Here is a 2609-nt window from a genome sequence, read left to right as displayed (position 1 = left end):
CGGCGCCCGCCGACGGCCACGGTCAGGGGCACGTGCTCGGGTACGGGCACGGGCGGAGCCCGGCGACCGCGGGAATCCTGTCCGCAGCACAGGGGTTGGCGCCGGGCGGAGCGTCCATGGGCGGACCGTCCTCGGGCGGACCGGGGGGCGCCGCTGCCGGACAGCCTCCGGGCGAGGGCGCGGACGGCGTGGACGGGGTGCCCGGGCCCCGCGCGGAGCACAAGCCGATGCCGCTCCAGGACGCGCCGCTCGCCACGGGTACGGGTCCGGCGGGGACGACGGGGCACACGGCACCGACGGAGACCACGGTCCGTGCGAGGACGGCGTGACCTGGTCGCATGCGTCGCGTGAGAACGTGGGCGCGTACCAAGCAGCGATGTGATCCACGGAGTTACCCCGCGATGCCGGAATCCGAGACCGCGAACGAGACGCGCGACAGCCGGGCGGCGAACGGCTCGGGCAAGCACAGAGGACAGGCCGCCGGTACGGAGGACCCCCGGCAGGACGCGCGCGGCCGCCACCGCCGGCCCGAGGGGCGGAGCGAACCGGGCTAGAACACCGCCCGCGCGCCCGGGAGTTGGGCACCCGGCGGTGCGCGGCCCGGCCCTTCGTAGGCGTCAGGAGTGAGTGACGACGGCGTCCGTCAGTACGGGGGCCTCGTCCCGTTCCACGGCGGTCACGGCCAGCAGCACCCGTCCGGCACCGTCCCGCTCGGCGCTCCCGTCGCCGGGGTGCTCCCCCGCCTCCCGCCACATCCGCACCCGCAGGGTCTCGCCGGGGAAGACGACCCCGGCGAACCGCGTGCCGTAGCCGCGCACGCGCGTCACGTCGCCGTCGAGCGCCGTGTCCACCACGGCCTTGAGTACCATCCCGTACGAGCACAGCCCGTGCAGGATCGGCCGGTCGAAGCCGGCGAGCGCCGCGAACTCCGGGTCGGCGTGCAGCGGGTTCCAGTCGCCGGAGAGGCGGTAGAGCAGCGCCTGGTCCTCCCGTACGCCGCGCCGCGTCTCATGGTCGGGAAGCCGTTCCTGAAGCCCGGAACCGGAGTTGGAGCCGGAGGAGGGGCCGCGGTCGCCGCCGAAGCCGCCCTCGCCCCGTACGAAGAGCTGTGCGTCCGACGTCCACAACGGGCCGTCCTCGTCGGCGGCTTCGGTGCGCAGCACGATGACGGCCGCCTTGCCCTTGTCGTACACCGCGGCGACGGACGAGGTCTGGGTCGCGCTGCCCTCGACGGGCACGGGCCGGTGTGTCTGCACATGCTGGGCGCCGTGCAGTACGGCCGTGAGATCGACGTCGATACCGGGTGCCGACAGTCCGCCCACGACTCCCATGCCGCCGCCCGCGACCGTCGCGAAGCTCGGCAGCACGTGCAGTCTGCTCTCCAGGGTGTAGCGCAGCTCGTCGGGAGAGGTCGCCGGGACGCCCGCGCCGATTCCCAGGTGGTAGAGCTGAACGTCCTTGTGTCCCCAGGAGATCGGGGTGCTGCTGGGCTCGGCGGACAGTGCCCGCTCCACGTCGATCGGCATCGCGTCCTCAGCTCCTTCCCACGTTCCGGAGGATAACGACGTCCCTCACGGATCCTTCCGGGGCCCGCCGTCCCGCGTAATCGGCTGCACGCGCGCCGCGGCGGGTGAAGACTGCCCCTCGGGGGAGGGTCCGGGCCGTCCGGGTCCTCGAAGCGGCCCGTTCCGCATCGGGCCCGCGGTCAGGAGGGGAAGTCTTGGAATCCAGGGAAGCCGTACCGCACGGCGGTCCGGAGATCGACACGAGCGTCCCGCACTCGGCACGCATCTGGAACTACTGGCTCGGCGGCAAGGACAATTACGCGGCCGACCGCGAGGCGGGCGAGCAGTACCGCCAGGCGTTCCCCGGCATCGACGAACTCGCCCGCGCCTCCCGCTACTTCCTCGTCCGCACCATCCGCTTTCTGGCGGCCGAGGCCGGCATACGGCAGTTCCTCGACGTCGGTACGGGCCTGCCCACCGTCGACAACACCCACGAGGTCGCACAGCGCTCGGCGCCCGACGCCCGTGTCGTCTACGTCGACAACGACCCGCTCGTCCTCGTCCACGCGCACGCCCTGCTCACCAGCTCGCCCGAGGGCAGGACGGCCTATATCGAGGCGGATCTGCGGGACCCGGCGGCGGTGATCGACGGCGCACGCGAGACCCTCGACCTCTCCCGGCCCGTCGCGCTCATCCTCAGCGGCGTACTGGGGCACATCGGGAACCACGCGGAGGCGTGCGGCATCGTCCGGGACCTCATGTCCCGCCTGCCGTCCGGGAGTTACCTCTCGCACAACGACGGCGTCGACGAGAACCCCGACACCAACGCCGCGCAGGACGACTACAACGACTCCGGCGCCGTCCCGTACGTACTGCGCTCGCCGGAGCAGATCCGCGCCTACTACGAGGGGCTGGAGCCGGTGCCGCCGGGCGTGGTGCGCATCGACGACTGGCGTCCCGACGTCGCCGGGGACGACGTCCCGCCGGCGGCGGCGTTCGGCGGCGTCGCCCGCAAGCCCTGAGCCGAGTCCGGCCAAGAGGCCCCGGGCGAACGGACGTTGAGCGGGCGGACGCCGGCGGGCGGGACCCGCCGAGGGCCCGGCG

General features: G+C 73.4%; 3 protein-coding genes and 1 pseudogene. 3 read left to right on the top strand and 1 reads right to left on the bottom strand.

Going from position 1 to position 2609, the window contains the following annotated elements; translation table 11 throughout:
* Both AN218_RS37640 and AN218_RS37265 read left to right on the top strand, forming a co-directional pair.
* Positions 1–329, top strand: a pseudogene (locus tag AN218_RS37640) (hypothetical protein); the annotation flags it as partial.
* Positions 330–401: 72 nt separating this feature from the next.
* The gene (locus AN218_RS37265; RefSeq protein WP_171908855.1) at positions 402–554 is read left to right on the top strand and encodes a hypothetical protein; all 153 of its coding nucleotides are present in this window, start codon (positions 402–404) and stop codon (positions 552–554) included.
* Positions 555–617: 63 nt separating this feature from the next.
* Here AN218_RS37265 and AN218_RS30155 read toward each other — a convergent pair whose 3' ends face one another.
* Positions 618–1526: a MaoC/PaaZ C-terminal domain-containing protein gene (locus tag AN218_RS30155; protein ID WP_070020219.1), complete on the bottom strand. Its 909-nt coding sequence runs from the start codon at positions 1524–1526 to the stop codon at positions 618–620.
* Between the two features lie 194 nt (positions 1527–1720).
* Between AN218_RS30155 and AN218_RS30150 the strand changes: the two genes are divergently transcribed.
* Entirely contained in the window at positions 1721–2527 is an 807-nt protein-coding gene (locus tag AN218_RS30150; RefSeq protein ID WP_070020218.1) for an SAM-dependent methyltransferase, read from the top strand.
* The last annotated feature ends 82 nt before the right edge of the window (positions 2528–2609 follow it).

It is taken from the genome of Streptomyces nanshensis (assembly GCF_001751255.1).
Lineage (GTDB): Bacteria > Actinomycetota > Actinomycetes > Streptomycetales > Streptomycetaceae > Streptomyces > Streptomyces nanshensis_A.
The sequence above is the reverse complement of the archived record's forward strand: the minus strand, read 5'-3'. Positions and strand labels throughout refer to the sequence as shown.

Excerpts from the sequence above, each read along its gene's own strand:
- AN218_RS37265 (WP_171908855.1), top strand. The coding sequence starts at position 402 with ATGCCGGAATCCGAGACCGCGAACGAGACGCGCGACAGCCGGGCGGCG.
- AN218_RS30155 (WP_070020219.1), bottom strand. The coding sequence starts at position 1,526 with ATGCCGATCGACGTGGAGCGGGCACTGTCCGCCGAGCCCAGCAGCACC.